16 protein-coding genes are annotated in these 15826 nt (G+C 74.5%); 6 read left to right on the top strand and 10 right to left on the bottom strand.

All coding sequences use genetic code 11. The features are described 5' to 3' along the window. On the bottom strand, positions 1-771 hold the full coding sequence (locus AB0K25_RS01985; RefSeq protein WP_219465420.1) for an SGNH/GDSL hydrolase family protein: 771 nt from the start codon (positions 769-771) through the stop codon (positions 1-3). Positions 772-912: 141 nt separating this feature from the next. Next, on the bottom strand, positions 913-1257 hold the full coding sequence (locus AB0K25_RS01980) for a hypothetical protein (RefSeq protein ID WP_208565200.1): 345 nt from the start codon (positions 1255-1257) through the stop codon (positions 913-915). Positions 1258-1478: 221 nt separating this feature from the next. On the opposite strand from AB0K25_RS01980, the gene AB0K25_RS01975 reads away from it, so the two are divergent. Both AB0K25_RS01975 and AB0K25_RS01970 read left to right on the top strand, forming a co-directional pair. Beyond that, positions 1479-2282 carry a helix-turn-helix transcriptional regulator gene (locus AB0K25_RS01975; protein ID WP_219465419.1) on the top strand — a complete coding sequence of 268 codons (804 nt, stop codon included), beginning with the start codon at positions 1479-1481 and terminating at the stop codon, positions 2280-2282. Next, a complete protein-coding gene (locus tag AB0K25_RS01970; protein WP_219465418.1) occupies positions 2273-2467 on the top strand; it encodes a DUF397 domain-containing protein in 195 nt (64 codons plus the stop codon). Before AB0K25_RS01975 ends, AB0K25_RS01970 begins: the two co-directional genes overlap by 10 nt. Positions 2468-2744: 277 nt before the next feature. Here the strand turns inward: AB0K25_RS01970 and AB0K25_RS01965 are convergent, their stop codons facing one another. Next, a complete protein-coding gene (locus AB0K25_RS01965; protein WP_363817832.1) occupies positions 2745-3479 on the bottom strand; it encodes a class I SAM-dependent methyltransferase in 735 nt (244 codons plus the stop codon). 304 nt (positions 3480-3783) lie between these two features. Between AB0K25_RS01965 and AB0K25_RS01960 the strand changes: the two genes are divergently transcribed. The 3 genes from AB0K25_RS01960 to AB0K25_RS01950 all read left to right on the top strand — a co-directional run bounded on the left by AB0K25_RS01960 (position 3784) and on the right by AB0K25_RS01950 (position 5410). Next, positions 3784-4203 (top strand): CBS domain-containing protein, encoded by a 420-nt coding sequence (locus AB0K25_RS01960; RefSeq protein ID WP_204958392.1) that lies wholly within the window; start codon positions 3784-3786, stop codon positions 4201-4203. A gap of 128 nt (positions 4204-4331) precedes the next feature. After that, entirely contained in the window at positions 4332-4757 is a 426-nt protein-coding gene (locus AB0K25_RS01955) for a SufE family protein (RefSeq protein WP_219465416.1), read from the top strand. Between the two features lie 20 nt (positions 4758-4777). Beyond that, entirely contained in the window at positions 4778-5410 is a 633-nt protein-coding gene (locus tag AB0K25_RS01950; protein ID WP_357532708.1) for a DsbA family oxidoreductase, read from the top strand. A gap of 124 nt (positions 5411-5534) precedes the next feature. Here the strand turns inward: AB0K25_RS01950 and AB0K25_RS01945 are convergent, their stop codons facing one another. The 6 genes from AB0K25_RS01945 to AB0K25_RS01920 form a co-directional block, all read right to left on the bottom strand. Next, the gene (locus tag AB0K25_RS01945) at positions 5535-6083 is read right to left on the bottom strand and encodes a YbaK/EbsC family protein (RefSeq protein ID WP_357016615.1); all 549 of its coding nucleotides are present in this window, start codon (positions 6081-6083) and stop codon (positions 5535-5537) included. A gap of 118 nt (positions 6084-6201) precedes the next feature. After that, positions 6202-6396 (bottom strand): hypothetical protein, encoded by a 195-nt coding sequence (locus AB0K25_RS01940; RefSeq protein ID WP_208565192.1) that lies wholly within the window; start codon positions 6394-6396, stop codon positions 6202-6204. A gap of 37 nt (positions 6397-6433) precedes the next feature. Further along, positions 6434-7240 carry an NAD(P)H-binding protein gene (locus AB0K25_RS01935; RefSeq protein ID WP_357532706.1) on the bottom strand — a complete coding sequence of 269 codons (807 nt, stop codon included), beginning with the start codon at positions 7238-7240 and terminating at the stop codon, positions 6434-6436. Positions 7241-7343: 103 nt separating this feature from the next. After that, the gene (locus AB0K25_RS01930) at positions 7344-7985 is read right to left on the bottom strand and encodes a GAP family protein (protein ID WP_357532704.1); all 642 of its coding nucleotides are present in this window, start codon (positions 7983-7985) and stop codon (positions 7344-7346) included. Between the two features lie 50 nt (positions 7986-8035). Beyond that, positions 8036-9406: an MFS transporter gene (locus tag AB0K25_RS01925; protein ID WP_357532702.1), complete on the bottom strand. Its 1371-nt coding sequence runs from the start codon at positions 9404-9406 to the stop codon at positions 8036-8038. Positions 9407-9495: 89 nt separating this feature from the next. Next, positions 9496-9756: a hypothetical protein gene (locus AB0K25_RS01920; RefSeq protein ID WP_091249246.1), complete on the bottom strand. Its 261-nt coding sequence runs from the start codon at positions 9754-9756 to the stop codon at positions 9496-9498. Between the two features lie 200 nt (positions 9757-9956). Between AB0K25_RS01920 and AB0K25_RS01915 the strand changes: the two genes are divergently transcribed. Continuing rightward, positions 9957-14360, top strand: a complete 4404-nt coding sequence (locus AB0K25_RS01915) for an HAD-IC family P-type ATPase (RefSeq protein WP_363817825.1) — start codon at positions 9957-9959, stop codon at positions 14358-14360. 227 nt (positions 14361-14587) lie between these two features. Here the strand turns inward: AB0K25_RS01915 and AB0K25_RS01910 are convergent, their stop codons facing one another. After that, entirely contained in the window at positions 14588-15553 is a 966-nt protein-coding gene (locus tag AB0K25_RS01910) for an L-threonylcarbamoyladenylate synthase (RefSeq protein ID WP_357533325.1), read from the bottom strand. Positions 15554-15826: the final 273 nt, after the last annotated feature.

The raw sequence follows: 15826 nt of genomic DNA, 5'->3' as shown, positions 1-15826 counted from the left end.
TCAGTCGGCCAGCGGGCCGAGGACCGGGCGCTTCGCGGTGACCGTGTCGCCGGAGGACCGGCCGGTGAGCCGACGGGTGACCCACGGGGCCAGGTGCCGGCCGACCCAGCTCAGGTCGGCGGCGCGGGCGGCGAGCCATGGGGTCGCGGCCGGGCGTTCCGGCACCATCAGCCACTCCTCGTCGCAGCCCACCCCGAGCGTGGTCAGCACCTGGCCGGCGACCCGCCGGTGCCCGGCGGCGGACAGGTGCAGCCGGTCGGGGCTCCAGAGGGTCGGGTTGAGCCGGAACGTGTCGTCGGCGAACAGGTCGATCAGGATCGCGCCGTGCCGCTCGGCGATCTCGCCGATGAGCCGGTTGACCAGCGCGATCCGGGGTGAGACGAGGCGCTGGCCGGGCAGCCGGGCGAGCACGTCGGCGAACCGGAAGAGGATCACGTCGGCGCCACCTGACCGCAGCCGGCCCACCACCGTGTCGAACCGGGTCGCCAACGCGTCCGGGTCGAAGGTGCGGCGCAGCACGTCGTTGCCGCCGGCCGCGAAGCTGACCAGGTCGGGTTTCATGGCGAGCGCGGCGGGCACCTGCTCGGCGACGACACTCGGGAAGAGCCGGCCCCGGATGGCCAGGTTCGCGTAGCCGAAGTCCGGCCCGGCCTCGGCGGCCAGTCGGGTCGCCACCAGGTCCGCCCAGCCCCGGTAGGTGCCGTCCGGGTAGGCGTCGTCCATGCCCTCGGTGAAGCTGTCCCCGACCGCCACGAAGCTCCGCCAGCGCACGCCGCCCCCTCATGCTTTCGTTGACTGCGGCGACCAGTCTGTCACCGGCCGGCCTTCGCCTGCCGCCGCCCACCGCCCCAACGTGGCGCAGGTCATCGACCGCAGCCCGCCCAGGCCGCCACCCGGTCCACCCCGGACCGCTCAGCCCGGCGGGGGCGGGGTGGCCGGTCGCCGGCGGTAGGGGGCCCAGGCGACGAAGCGCTCGAACAGGTCACGCGGTGTCGGCCCGTCCTGCGGGTTCAGCCGGAACAGGTCGTGGCTCGCCTCGTGATAGAGCCCGGACAGATAGACGGCCAGGTCTACGGGCTGTGCGTCGTACTCGATGCGGAGCAGCAGCCGGGCCTCGGCGCACGGCCACGGGCCGCCGCAGGCCCGGCACACCCACAGCGGTCGCAGCGGCAGGTGCGGCCGGCCGCCCGGCGGGTGGGAGCGGGGCCGGTCGGCGTACGGGCCGAGGCGGGGCACCGGAAAGGGGCGGGAGTTCACCGGTCTCGACCTCCTGATGGTGGTGGGGATGGGGCCGCCCCTGCACGGGGGGTCACGGGCGGCCCCGCAGCGGGCCGGACGGAAGGCGACCCACTGGTGACATTCTGGTGATGACACCACTACTCTCGGAAGGCATCGACGCCGGCCTGGGCGAGGTCGGGTCGACGGGGAGGGCCGCCCGGTCGGACCGGGGAGGCGGCCGGGACAACCGTGGAGGACGTGTGGAAAGTGAACCGACCGCCGACCTGATCCGGGCACAACTGCGCAGGCTGCGGCTGCACGCGGAGCTGAGCCAGGAGGAGTTCGGCAAGCTGGTCCACTTCTCCGGCTCGCAGATCTCCGCCATCGAGCTGGGCCAACGGCCGTTCGACCGGCTGTTCCTCAGGCGGGCGGACGAGGTCCTGACGACCGGCGGGCTGCTCACCTCACTGCTCAGGCTGGCCGAGCGCTACTCGCAGCCGAACTGGTTCCGGCCCTGGCTGGAGGCCGAACGCCAGGCACAGCAGCTCTGGTGTTACCACCCGACGCTCGTCCCAGGTCTGTTGCAGACGGAGAACTACGCCCGTGCGGTGATCCGGGCCGACGACATGCTCAGCGACGACGAGGTGGAGCGGCGGCTCGCGGTCCGGCTGGACCGACAGGGCGTGCTCAGTCGTCCGCAGCCGCCGAAGCTGATCGCGGTGGTCGAGGAGGCGGTGCTCCGGCGCGCGGACGAGAGCTTCCGGGGCCTGATGGTGCAGCAGATCGCCCACCTGCTGGAGTGCGTCGACCAGCCGAACGTCAGCATCCACGTGATACCCGCCGAGGTCAGCACCCACGTGGGTCTCGCCGGCCCGTTCACGCTGGCGCTCGGCAACGACAGCGGTTGGGTGGGCCATCTGGAGAACCAGCTCAGTGGCACCACGATCGACAAGGACGGTGAGCTGACTATCCTGATTGCACGGTGGGAGAGCGTCCGCAGCGAGGCCCTGCCCCACAACCAGTCGGCACTGCTGATGAAGGAAGTGATGACGTCATGGAGCTGACCGGTGCCACCTGGCGCAAGTCCACCCGCAGCGGCAACGGTGAGTGCGTCGAGGTCGCCGACGACCTGCCCGGCGTCGTCGGGGTGCGCGACAGTAAGGACCCGACCGGTCCCGTCCTCACCTTCGACCGCCGGGCCTGGCGGTCGTTCGTCGCCGCCACCGGCAACGGCGTCGGCACCCGCTGACCCGGCCTGCCCCCGACACCGCTGACCCGGCCCGATGCGGGCAGCGCGGCCACGGTCGGTGCGGGCGCGGCGACGTCGAGACACGGTACCCACCGCCGAAGGCCGGCGTTGCGCGACCCGGGCAGCCACCCCTCAGGCCCGGACGGTCAGCGACCAGGCCCGGATCGTGATCCAGGACCGCGGTCGGAACCTGCCGCTCGGCGACCTTCGGCGTGGTCAGGGTCCAGGTGATCGGCAGACCCGACGGGGTGCGGACCAGATGCAGACGCAGGCTCGGCTAGGGCAGACGGTAGACGGAGACGTGGGAGCGGGACTCGGCGGTGAACTCGCCGCCGGTCCAGTCGGCGTGCCGGCTCTCCAGGGTGAACCCGGCGAGCTGCCCCATCAGGTCCAGCTCCGCGGGCCAGACGTAGCGGTGCGGGGTACGGAACAGTTCCGCCTGCCGGCCGTCGCCGAACCGGAAATGGTGGGACACCACGTGCTGCGCCAGCACGTCGTAGGTGTCCAGGCCGACGTAGCCGGGTTCGGAGTGCCAGACGACGGCCTGCTGCCCGGGTGGGAGTTTGCGCAGTTCGGGCACCCACAGTTCGATGACGAACCGGCCACCGGGGGCGAGGTGCCGGGCGGCGTTGCGGAAGCAGGCCACCTGCTCGGCCTGGGTGAGCAGGTTGGCGATCGTGTTGTAGACGAGGTAGACGAGGGAGAACTCGCCGGGGGCGACGGTGGTCGCCATGTCGCCGGCGACCACCGGGATGGCCTGCGCGTCCACCTTGGTGCGGAGCTGCGCGATCATCGGGGCGGACAGCTCGATGCCGGTGACCGTCACCCCCCGGGCGGCGAGCGGTACGGCGACCCGACCGGTCCCGATCGCGAACTCCAGCGCCGCCCCGTCACCGGCGAGCGCGGCCAACCGGTCCACCGTCGACCCCAGCACCTCCGGGGCGAACATCCCCTCACCCGGCGTGTCATACCGCCGGGCGGCCTCGCAATCCCAGATCTCCTCCTGCCGCATGCCCCCGATGCTCACCGCCCCGAAACACCAAGTCCACCCAATTACCCCGCCCCCACCCCGCCCCCGCCCCCACCCCACCCCCGCCCCGGTGATCAAGAGGTTTGCGTCACCCCGCCCCGGAATCCTGACGCAAACCTCTTGATCACCGCGAAGCGGCGGGGCGACCGGCGCGCACGAGGAGGTCGCCTGGGACGGGCTGGTCGACCAGCTTCTGCGTCGGGTTCGCGGCAACGGGGTGTAACGGACGCGCCACGGGGTATCGAAGTTGGATCGTCCAAGGGTGTTTGTTGTGCGGAGGGCTCTCATGTACCGGGTCAGTGACGTGATGACGAAGCAGGTGGTCTATCTGTCGGCGGAGACCACCCTGGACGAGGCGGCCAGGGTGATGAAGGAGGCCGACATCGGGGACGTGGTGGTCACCGACGGCTCTACGCTGGCGGGCCTGCTGACCGACCGGGACATCGTGGTACGGGCGGTCGCCGAGTGCAGCGACCCGGCCAGCACCTCGATCGGTTCGATCATCACCCGGGAGGTGGTGATGATCGAACAGCACGCCACGGCCGGTGAGGCGGTGGCGTTGATGCGTGAGCGCAACATCCGCCGGATCCTCGTCTGCGACAACGAGCGCAAGCTCGTCGGCATCGTCTCCCTGGGCGACTTGGCGATGCAGCTCGACCCCAGCTCGGCGCTGGCCGACATCAGCGAGGGCGCACCGAACAACTGACCCGCCCGGCGCGGGCGACCCACGAGCGGTGTGGTCGCCCGCCTCGTCCCGGCTTCCTCCGGCCCGCAGACGGTCGGTGCGGGAGTCTGGTGGCAGACCCGCGCCGGGTGCGGCGGTAGCCTGGCGGGATGTCCGAGATGCCGACGAGGCTGGCCGAGATCGTCGGGGAGTTCGCCGACGCCCCCCGCGACGTGGTGCTGGAGATGCTGCTGGAGTACGCCGACGTGATCCCGCCGCTGCCGGCCGGGGTGGACCGCGACGACCTGGAGCAGGTCCCCGAGTGTCAGACCGCGTTCTTCCTACGCGCCGAGGTCAACCCGGACCGCACGGTCACCACCCTGTTCGACTGCCCACCGGAGGCGCCCACCACCCGGGCCTTCGCCGGCATCCTCGCCGAGGGGCTGGCCGGGGCGAGCGCCACGCAGGTGCTGGACGTGCCGGACGACCTCTACCAGCGGATGGGCCTGGCCCAGGTGATCAGCCCGTTGCGGGTGCGCGGCGGCACCGCGATCCTGGCCCGACTCAAGCGGCAGGTTCGGGAACAAGCCGGCTGAGCTGCGGGTTGTCTCCGGTCATGGAGATCGAGATCTACGCCGACGTGGTCTGCCCCTGGTGCTACATCGGCAAGCGCCGCTTCGAACAGGCCCTGGCGTCGTACGACGGCGAGGTGACCGTCCGGTACCGGCCGTTCCAGCTCGACCCGACGCCGGTGACCGCGCCGCAGCCGCTGCTGGACGCGCTGGCCGCGAAGTTCGGCGGCCGGGAGCGGGCCGAGCAGATGGCCGGCCAGGTGACCCAGGTGGCCGCCGGGGTGGGGCTGACGCTGAACTTCGACCGGGCGGTGAGCGCCAACACCTTCGACGCGCACCGGTTGGTCCGCTTCGCCGACGGGCACGGCCGGGCGGGTGACGTGGTCGAGGCGCTCTACGGGGCGCACTTCACCGACGGGGTCGACGTCGGCTCGCCCGAGGCGCTGGCCGCGCTGGCCGTCTCGGTCGGGCTGGACGGGACCGAGACGCGCGAACACCTGGCCTCGAACGTGGGTCGCCGCGAGGTGGCCGCCGACCTGGCCGCCGCCCACCAGCTCGGGGTGAGCAGTGTGCCGACCTTCGTGCTCGCCGGCAAGTACGCCGTCACCGGGGCGCAGGAGCCGGAGACCCTGCTCGCCGCCCTGACCGAGGTCACCCAGCGGGAGTCGGCCGCCTGACATCCGACCGCCCGGCGAGGGTGCCGACCAGTCCGGCCGCAGCAACGCCACCCCGGCGGCCCGGCGGGGACGGCATCGACCGACGCGATGTTTCACGTGCAACAACATCGAAGCCGATAATTGGCTAGGCCGGGCGGGCCAGGCCCTCCACCACCCGCGCGCCCGGCAGTGCGCCGAGCGCCGGCCCGGGTAGGGCGATCTTGCTGTGCCGTACGCCGGAGCCGATGATCACGTGCGGGGCGGCGATCACCCGGGCGTCGACCAGGATCGGCCAGGACTCCGGCAGCCCGATCGGGGTGATCCCGCCGTACTCCATCCCGGTCGCCTCCACCGCGTCGGCCATCGGAGCGAAGCTCGCCTTGCGGACGTCCAACGTCCGACGGACCACCCCGTTGACGTCGGCCCGGGTGGTGGCGAGCACCACGCAGGCCGCGTACCGGATCTCGCCCTCCCGCTTGCCGGCGATCACCACACAGTTCGCCGACACGTCCAGCCCCACCTCGTACGCGGCGCAGAAGGCAGCCGTGTCGGCCAGCGTGGCGTCGATCGGTGCGACCAGGATGTCGTCGACGTCGACGGGCGCGTCCGCCGACCACTGCGCCAGGGCGGCGGCCACCGGCGTGGCCAGCAGGTCGGGTCGGGTCCGGGCGGGCTCGGTCTGCAACGTTCCCATCACGGCAGCGATCCTCGCACCCCACCCCACAGGCCGCCCCACCAGGCCACGCATCGGGCCACGCCCACAGTGCGCGGGAGACGACGACGCGCGGCAGCCGGCGGGAGGGCGCGACGGGTCAGTTGCCGCCCAGGAAGGAGTTCTCCCGCAGGAACGCCCGGTCGTCGGCCGTCGCCGACCGACCGGCCCGCAGCGCCTGTGGCCGGCGGGCCTCCAGATCCTCCATGCCGTGCCGCACGGCGAGGCGGATCACCCCGTACAGGAAGACCAGACCGAAGACGTAGAGCAGCACCGTGACGACGAAGACCAGCATGGCGTCACGGTAGGCAGGACGTGAACCCGTGTCCGGCTCATCTTCGGTCGGGTCGCCCGTACGTGTCGGCCAGGTGATCGGCCCAGGTCCGACGGCCGGTCGGGACGGCGCTCGTGGTCAGCCCACCCGCCCGCAACTCCCGACCCAGCCGCCCCGGCAGGCGCACCGGCAGCAGCGGACGACGGGACCCCCGGGCCACCCGCCAGGCCCGTACCGCGTCGTCGAAGCGGAGGACCTGTGGGCCGCCGTACTCCTGCACACCGGCGAGCGGGCCGGTGGCGAGCAGCTCCGCGAGCCGGGCGGCCACCTCGTGCTGGTCGACCGGCTGGGCCAGCACCGCCGGATCCCCCAGCACCGGCCCGAGCCGGCTCGCCGCCCGCAACAGCCGGTCCAGGAACACCGGGAACTGGGTGGCCCGCAGCACCGTCCACGGCACCGGCCCGGCCGCCACCACCTGCTCCGCCGCCAGCTTCTGCCGGTAGTACGGGATCGGCACCCGATCCACGCCGACGATCGAGACGTACAGCAGATGGGCCACGCCCGCGTGACCGGCGGCCAGGGCCAACCGGCGGGTGCCCAGCACGTCCACCCGGTGGGTCGGGGCGCCGCCACCCGGCCGGGACGCCAGGTGCAGCACCGCGTCCACCCCGGCGACCGCCTCGGCCAACCCGGCCCCGGTGGCCAGGTCGGCGACCACCCAGTCCGTCGTCGGATCGTGCCGGGGCCGCCGGCTCGTCGCCCGTACCGTGAAGCCGTCGCTACGCAACCGGGGCAGCACCGCCCGCCCCAACGTCCCGCCGGCACCCGTCACCAGCACCCGCATCCCGTCCCCCTCCACGACCACCGACGAACCGACCCGACGGGAAGAGCACCCGACGGCCGACCAGCTGACGGACCGACCACCCGGAACGTGACACCGCCCCGACCGGCCCGGCGCGTCCCGGCCCTCAGGTGAGCAGGTCGACCACGGTCAACGCGAGGAAGAACACCACCACCGCCTCGCTGATGATCCACGAGTGCTGGGCCGCCCAGTCGCGCATCCGGGGCAGCACCCGGTCCGCCCGGGCACCGAGCAGCAGCAACGCCAGCAGCGGCAGGGCGAGCAACAGCAGGGTCAGCAGCATGAACGGCACCAGGTGCCACCACGGCAGGCCGTGCCGGGCGGCGGTCGCCCCCACCGTCACCATCGTCAGGTCGTCGGAGGGCATCACCACGAAGAGCAGGAGGCCCAGCCGGAGCGCGTAACCGAATCCGGCGTGCTGGAGGTGACCCATCCACGTCGGCTCGCCGGAGGAGTGCCGCCGGACGAACACCACCACCGCCAACACCACCAGCAGCCCCAGCACCACCCAGTCGATGACCGTCTCGACCTGGCGGCGGCCACCCCCACCACCGCCGGCTGCGCCCTTGACGACCCGGAAGACCAGCCAGGCGAGGGTCGTCCCGGCAACCACCACGATCGCCGCGCCGGCCAGGAACCCCAGCGACGCCCGGCGGGGCCGGTCGCCGGAGGCGAGGAAGACCGCCGCCACCAACTGCGTACCGGCCACCATCACCACGGCCATCGGCAGGATCGTCAGGAAGTTCATCGCCCACCATCCTCCCGGTCACCCCGGTCGACCAGGCGGGATTCGAGGGATCAGGCGGCCCGCACCCGGCCCGGCACCACCCGGCCGGCGAGCACCGCGCCGAGCAGGGCACAGCCCACCGCCACGGCGAGCGTCCCCGCGTAGCCGGCCGGGCCGGGCGTCGTCCCGGCGGCGAGCACCGCACCGGTCAACGCCAGCACCGTGGCGGTGAACAGCGAGTCGGCCAGTTGCAACGACGAACTGTTGCGCCCCTGCTCGTCGGGGGCCGACAGGGCCAGGGTCAACACCGACAGCGACGGGTACGCCAGACCCATCCCCAGGCCCGCCACCGCCCACCCGGCCACCCCGACCGCCACCGGCACGGCCGGCCACACGGCCAGGGTGACCGTGGCCGTGCCCGCCGCCACGCAGGCCAGGCCGAGCCGGGGCAGGGTCGCCGAGGAGCGCGGCGGCGGCAGCCGCCCCTGGAGCCAGGAACCCACCGACCAGGACAGCGCGCCGACGGTCAGCACCAGGCCGGCGGCGGTCGGCGAGAAACCCCGCTGCCGGGACAGCATCAGCGGGATGACCACCTCCGCACCGGCGAACGCCGCCGCCGCCAACCCGCGCAGCCCCACCACCGTGGGCAGGCCCCGGGCGGCCCGCAGGAACCCCGCCGGGAGCAGCCGGGGCGCGCAGACCCCCAGGCCGGTGAGGGCCACCACCACCAGGATCACGGCGGGCACGCCGCGCTGCTGCCCCCCGTGGTGCAGCAGCGCGGCGCTCACCCCCGCCCCGGCCGCCCAGCCGATCCGGGCCGCCGCGCCCGCCGGTGGCCCGGCCGGCGTCGGCCGGGCGAGCGTGCGCAGTCCCGACTCGACCAGCAGCACCGCCGGCAACGCCACCACCGGCACCGCGAGGAAGACCCACCGCCAGCCCAGGTGTTCCACGATCAACCCGGCCACCGCCGGCCCGACCAGCGAAGGGATGACCCACGCCGCCGCGAACGCCGCGAAGACCCGCCGCCGCAGCTGCTCCGGGTACGCCTGCCCGACCACCACGTACAGCGCGACGGAGAGCAGCCCGGACCCGAAGCCCTGCACCGCCCGACCGACCACCAGGGTGCCCATCGCGTCGGCGCTCCCGGCGACGAGTAACCCGACGACGAACAGTCCCACCCCGCCCCACATCGGGGCGCGTGGTCCCCGGACGTCGCACCAGATGCCGGAGAGCACCATGGCCAGCACCCCGGCGGCGAACGAACCGCCGAAGGCGAGCGCGTAGAGGCCCAGCCCGTCCAGCGCGCGGGCCACCGTGGGCATCGCGGTGCCCACCGCCAACGCCTCGAAGGCGAGCAGGGACACCAGGGCGACGCTGCCCACCGTCATGGCCCGCAGCCGGGGATCGTAGAGGCGGGCCGCCGGGGCGAGGGTGGCGGTCACCGAAGGACCCCGGCCCGGGGCGGTACGTCAGGCATGGACCCAGCCTGCGACCTGCACCCTGGTTCAGGTCAAGGGTGAGCCAGGTCTCGTCACGCCGACTCCAGGGCCTCCCCGAGCCCCTTGGCCAGTCCCGACAGGTGCTGGTCGGCGAGCAGGTGACCGGCGGTGATCACCAGGGCGAGCGGCCACTCGATGACCTGGAGCGCGGCGAGCACCCCCAACCCGGCGTAGTAGGCGATCTTGTCGGGCGGGGGCACCGCCACCTCGCCCAGCATCGGCACCTCCACCCGTCGGGTGTATGCGCGGACCATCTCGTGACTGCCACTGAGGTGACGCGTGATCGTGCTCATCCCGGCCTCCTGCCGACTCGTCGGGTCGTCAGCCGGATTCCACCGGCACCGCCGTCCATGCCCCGCCACCGGCGGGAACTTCCCCCGCCCCGAGGGCATAACGGACGCCCTACCGGGAAGCCAGGCCGCCTGACGAACGCGGGAGGCACGATGGCGTACGGCGGCAGTGGGCGGGGCCGACGCATCGGCCGTACGCCTCGATGACCACGCTGGGCCGGGTCGCCGGCCGGGTCCTCCCGTCGGTGCCGGTGCCCCCGCTGCTCGGCGGCGCGTCCCGTACCGTCGGACGGCTGGCCCGGGTGGCCGGGCTGACCCGCCGCCGGGTGTGGTCCCGCGACGGCCGGCACCACATCGAGGTGCACGGCGTCTGCCAGGACGGCGGCGACCGGCTGGCCCGGCAGGTCGAGGCGGCGCTGCAACGGCTCCCCGGGGTGGCCTGGGCCCGGGTGAACGCCCCGTCCGGCCGGGTGGTGGTGGCCGTCGGGGAACCGAAACCGAAACTGCGCGACCTGATCGACACGGTGGCCCGGGTCGAACGGATCTGCCCGCACGAGCCGGACCCGGAGATCCCGCCCCCGCATCCGCCGGAGGACGGGCCGCGTACCCCCCGGACCCTCGGTGCGCTCGCCTCCGACGCGCTGGGCCTGACCATCTCCGCCGCCACCCGGATCCTGCCGTTCACCCCGGTGCCGGGGGAGGTGGCCGGCCTGCTCACCGCCGTCGACCTGCACCCCAGGCTGCACGACCTCGCCGGCCGGGGGTTGCGTGCCGACCCACGCGCCGAGGTGCTCTTCCCGCTCGCCGAGGCGGTCGTGCAGGGCCTGACCGGTGGTTGGGCCGGCATCGTCCTCGACGGCGCGCAGCGGATCGTGCAGTGGGGTGAGGCGCGCGCCCAACTCGCCGCCTGGACCCGGGCCGAGCCGGGGCTGACCGGCGACCCGGAGCGTGCCGTGGCCCGCTCACCCGGGGTCCGGCGGCCCTGCCCCCGCCCCGACGGCCCCGTCGAACGGTACATCTCGACGATGCTCGCCACCGGTGTCGCCGCCGGGGCCGCCGCGTGGCCCGTCGCCGGGCCGAAGCGGGCCGCCGCGCTGGGGCTCGCCGCGCTACCCAAGGCCCCCGGCAGTGGCCGCGAAGGGTACGCCGCCCAGCTCGGCCGGGTGCTGGCCCGGCGTGGCGTGATCGCGATGGACCGCAGTGTGCTGCGGGAACTCGACCGGATCGACACGGTGGTGCTGGACGCGGCCGTGCTCGGATCGGACCGTGGTGTCCTCGCCGACCTGGCTCCGCTGCCCGGCACCGACACCGGGGAGGTGGCCGGTCGGGCGTTCGCCCTGTTCGACCCCGAGCAGCCCGACGCCGTCCACGAGGCGGACGGTTGGCGGCTCGGCCCCCTGGCCGACCTCGACGCCGTCGACCCGGGGGACACCCCCGACAGCGCACGGCTGCGCACGGCGGGCGGCCCGCTGCTCGGCCTCGTCCACCACGGCAGCCTCACCGCCGTCGTCCGGGTCGCACCCGAACCGGCTCCCGGCGTCGATGCGCTACCCACCGCCGCCCGGCACGCCGGCCTGCGGCTGGTGGTCGCCGGCGACGACCCGCAGCGGTACGGCTTCGCCGACGCGGTGCTGCCCGGTGGGGACCGGCTCGTCGAGTCCGTACGTGCCCTGCAACGCGACGGCGCGGTGGTGATGCTGGTCTCCGGCGACCGGACGGCGCTTGCCGCAGCCGACTGCGGGCTCGGGGTGGCCGCTGCCGAGGACCTGCCGCCGTGGGGCGCCCACCTGCTCGTCGGCACCGACCTGCGGATTCCGGTGCTGCTGATCGAGGCGGCCGGGGTGGCCCGGCGGATGACCGGGCAGAACATCCGCCTCGCCATGGCCGGCACCGGGCTCGGCGCGTTGGGGGCGTTCACCGCCGCGGTGCCGCAGCTGCCCGGCCGCAGCCTCGCCGCCGTCAACGGCGCGGCGGCGCTGGCCTTCGCCAACGGCGTGTGGCGGGCCCGCCGGCTACCCGACCCGGCCGGGGCCCCGGAGTCGGCCACCACCGCCTGGCACCTGATGCCGGTGTCGGCCGTGCTGCGCCAACTCGACACCACCCCGGACGGGCTGACCGACGCCGAGGCGCAGCACCGGCACCGCGCCGACCCGGACGCGGCGGCCAGCCCCGTCAGCCTGTTCCGGGCCTTCGTCGACGAGCTGGCCAACCCGCTCACGCCGGTGCTGGCCGCCGGCGCGGTCCTCTCCGCCGCGTTCGGCTCACTGGTCGACGCGGCCCTGGTCGGCGGCGTGGTCGGCGGATCGGCGCTGGTCGGGGCGGTGCACCAACGCAACACCGACCGGGCGCTCGCCGAGCTGCTGTCCCGCTCGGCGGTCACCGCACGGGTGCTGCGGGACGGGGCCGAACGGGTGGCCGCCGCCGAGGAACTGGTCCCCGGTGACGTGGTGACCCTCGGCCCGGGGGACGCGGTGCCGGCCGACTGCCGGGTGCTCACCGCCGACGGGTTGGAGGCCGACGAGTCGTCACTGACCGGCGAGTCGTTGCCGGTGACCAAGGGGGCCGCTCCGGTGGTCGCCACCGCCCTGGCCGACCGGGCCTCGATGCTCTACGAGGGCACCACCATCGCCGCCGGACACGGCACCGCCGTGGTGGTGGCGACCGGTGCGCGGACCGAGTCCGGGCGGAGTCTCGCGCTGGCCCGGCAGTCCCCGCCGGAGAGCGGTGTGGAGGCCCGGCTCGGCACCATCACCCGCTCGGCGATCCCGTTGGCCGCCGCGTCGGCGATCGCGGTGGCCGGGGCGGGGCTGCTGCGGGGCGTACCGCTGCGGCAGACGGCGGCGACCGCCGCGAACCTGGCCGTGGCGTCGGTGCCGGAGGGGCTGCCGTTCCTGGTCAGCGCGGCGCAGCTGGCCGCCGCGCGACGACTGGCCGAGCACGGCGCGCTGGTCCGCAACCCGCGCACCATCGAGGCGCTGGGCCGGGTGGACGTGCTCTGCTTCGACAAGACCGGCACCCTCACCGAGGGCAGGCTGCTGCTCGCCGGGGTCGGCGACGACGGCCGGTTCGCCGATCTGCCCGGCCTCGACGACGGGTTGCGCCGGGTCCTCGCCGCCGGGCTACGCGCCACCCCGTACGCGGACGATCCGCAGGTGTTGCCGCAGCACACCGACCGGGCGGTCCGGTACGGCGCACGGCAGGCCGGGGTGACCGAGCAGACCGGCGCGTCCGGCTGGGCGGCGGTCGGCGGGTTGCCGTTCGAGCCGTCCCGGGGTTACCACGCCACCGTCGGCCGGACCACCGATGGGCTGCTGCTCAGCGTGAAGGGTGCCCCGGAGACGGTGCTGCCCCGCTGTGGTGCGTGGCGGCTGCCGGGCGGGCGGGACGAGCCGCTGGACGCCGCACGCCGGGACCGGCTGCACACCGCGCTCGCCGACCGGGCCGGGGCGGGTCACCGGATCCTCGCCGTGGCGGAGTGCCGGGCCGGTGCCGAGGCGGTCACCGACGACGAGGTGCGCGGGCTGGTCTTCGTCGGTTTCCTCGCCCTCGCCGACGGGGTACGCGAGAGCGCCGCCCCGGCGGTCCGCCGGATCCGGCAGGCCGGCGTGCACACCATCATGATCACCGGGGACCATCCGGCCACCGCCGAGGCGATCGCGTCGGCCATCAGCCCGGAAACCGACGGCCAACGGGTGGTCACCGCCACCGAGCTGGACGAGTTGGACGACGCGGCGCTGGGTGAGCGGCTGGGCCGTACCGACGTGGTGGCCCGGTGCACCCCGGCGCACAAGGTGCGGATCATCCAGGCGTTGCAGAAGTGCGGGCGTACCGTGGCGATGACCGGTGACGGCGCCAACGACGCCCCGGCGATCCGGCTGGCCGACGTGGGCATCGCCCTCGGCCAACGGGGCACCCCGGCCGCCCGTGCCGCCGCCGACCTGGTGGTCACCGACGACCGGTTGGAGACCATCATCGCCACCCTGGTCGAGGGGCGGGCCATGTGGTCGTCGGTACGCCACGCGCTGAGCATCCTGGTCGGCGGCAACCTCGGGGAGATCGCGTTCAGCGTGCTCAGCGCCGCCGTCACCGGCCGGTCGGCGCTCAACGGCCGGCAGTTGCTCCTGGTCAACCTGCTCACCGACCTGGCACCCGCGTTGGCCATCGCGGTCCGGCCCCCCGACGCCGACCACGCCGACGGGTTGCTCCGCGAAGGACCGGACGCCTCCCTCGGCGGCACCATGACCCGCGAGATCGGGCTCCGCGCCGCCGCAACCACCCTCGGGGCGACCGCCGGCTGGACGGTGGCCCGGTGGACCGGCCGGGAACGGCGGGCCGGCACGGTGGCCCTGGTCTCGCTGGTCGGCACCCAACTGGGGCAGACCGTCCTCGCCGGGGGCACCAGCCCTACGGTGCTCGCGTCGACCGCCGCCTCGGTCGGGGTACTCGCGGCCGTGGTGCAGACCCCCGGGGTGAGCCAGTTCTTCGGCTGCACCCCGCTCGGCCCGGTGGGCTGGGGCATCGCCGCCGGTTCGGCGCTCGGCGCGACCTTCGCCAACGGCGCGCTGACCCGCCTGGTGGAGCGCCTGCCGGGCCCGCCCACCCGCTGAGCCCGCCGCCACCGCCCGCCACCACCGCTGCCCGCCGCCCGCCACCGCCCGCCTCCTGCCCGCCGCCGCCACCGCTGCCCGCCACCGCAAGATCGTGCTCGAACCATGATGTAGTGGCATCCTGCGGCCGAATGACCACTACTTCCTTGTTGTTGCGCGGCTCGCCGCCAGCCGAATGACCACTACATGCTTGTTGTGCGCGGCTGGCCGTGGGGATGTGCCCGGGGTCAGGGTGCGGGTGGGGACCAGGTGGCGGCGGCGCGGCCCAACCGGTCGTTGATCGCCCGGCCGACCCCCTCGTCGGGGGCCGGTTCGGCGAGGATCTCGGTCACCCCGGCCGCGTCCAGCCGGTGCAGCGCGTCGAAGAGCCGGGCGGCCGCCTCGGTCACGTCACCGGTGGGTGACAGCACCTCCACCGCCGCGTAGCCGGCCGCCGGGCCCTCCCGGAAGGCCAGGAAGCCCCGTCGAACCCCGTCGGCCGGTGCCGGCACCGCGCCCGCCACCACCCGCAACGGGGTACGCGGCGCGTAGTGCGCGGCCAATGTACCCGGGGCGACCGGCTGCCCGGAGCTGCCCTGCCGGACGGTCACCGGGCCGACCGTCGCGACGAGTTCCTCGACGGCGAGCGCCCCGAGCCGCAGCACCACCGGGTGGGGGCCGCGCGCGTCCACGATGGTCGACTCGATTCCGCACCGGGTGGGGCCGCCGTCGAGCACCACGTCGACCGCCGCACCGAGCCCTCGGACGACGTGTTCGGCGCGGGTGGGGCTGAGCTGCCCGAACCGGTTGGCGCTCGGCGCGGCCACGGGCACTCCGGCGGCCCGGATCAACGCGCGGGCGGACGCCTCGTCGGGCACCCGTACGGCCATCGTGTCGAGACCGGAGGTGACGATCGGCGGGATCACGGCCGGCCGGTCCACGATCAGGGTGAGCGGTCCCGGCCAGAACCGCTCGGCCAGCGCCGCGACGGTGGGGGGCAGCGCGCCGACGAGCGCCGGCAGGTCGGTGGCGTCAGCCAGGTGGGTGATCAGTGGATCGAAGCTGGGCCGGGCCTTCGCTTCGAAGATCCGCGCCGCGGCCCGGGCGTCCAGCGCGTTCGCGCCGAGCCCGTAGACCGTTTCGGTGGGGAAGGCCACCAGGCCGCCGGCCCGCAGCACCTCGGCGGCCTCGGCGATGCCGTGCGCGGCGGGCAGGACACGGGGAGCGCCAGTGGTCACACCCCGACGCTAGCCTGCCGCCCCGGCCTGGCCCGGTGCGGGTGGCGGTCGTCCCCGCGAGGGTCGTCCCGGGTGACGTCCGCGACGGCAGGCGAGCGCCAGGGTGGGGTCACCGCGCAGCTCCGCGCCGGCGGACAGCAGGTCGTCTCCTTCTACGCCCAGCCGATGTCGGCGGCGCGTAGCTCGGCGATCGCGTGGTCGGTCACGACTGCCCCCGTTGCCGCGCCGCTAGAGGTCGGGTGCCGATCG

Origin of the sequence: Micromonospora sp. NPDC049257, assembly GCF_040678915.1 — a bacterium.
Lineage (GTDB): Bacteria > Actinomycetota > Actinomycetes > Mycobacteriales > Micromonosporaceae > Micromonospora > Micromonospora antibiotica.
This window is presented reverse-complemented; position numbering and strand designations above follow the sequence as displayed.